The 479-nt window shown below is 71.4% G+C and carries 1 protein-coding gene; it reads left to right on the forward strand.

The features are described 5' to 3' along the window. Positions 1-479: M20 metallopeptidase family protein (locus tag HMPREF9440_RS10800; protein WP_172634303.1), on the forward strand; the 479-nt coding region annotated here is incomplete at both ends.

A 479-nucleotide genomic window follows, 5' to 3' on the forward strand; every position in this document is an offset into this window, starting at 1 on the left:
TCCCCGAAGGCGCCCGCCGTCCGCGCATCGGCCTTGGCGGCGACACGGACGCGCTCCCGCTCGTCGAAGCGACGGGCTGCGCCTACACGTCCGGGTTTGAGGGCGTCATGCACGCCTGCGGCCACGACGGGCACACGGCCGGGATTCTGCTGGCGGGGGCGGCGCTTGCCGCCCGCCGCGACCGCCTCATGGGGGACGTCCTTCTCATCCTGCAGCCGGGCGAAGAAGGGTTCGCGGGCGCGCGCAGGATGATCGAGGACGGGATGCTGGAGCGCTTTCCCTTGGACGAAATCTACGGCGCCCACGGCGCGGCGGACCTTCCCGTCGGTACCTTCGGCTTCACGAAGGGCTTCATGCAGGCCTCGGCCGACCACATCTTCATCACGGTGAAGGGCAAGGGCGGGCACGGCGCGCGTCCGCACACCGTCGTCGACCCGATCGTCGCCGCCGGGACGCTGATCGTCGCGCTCCAGACCGTC

The organism is Sutterella parvirubra YIT 11816, assembly GCF_000250875.1.
GTDB classification, from domain to species: Bacteria; Pseudomonadota; Gammaproteobacteria; order Burkholderiales; family Burkholderiaceae_F; genus Sutterella; species Sutterella parvirubra.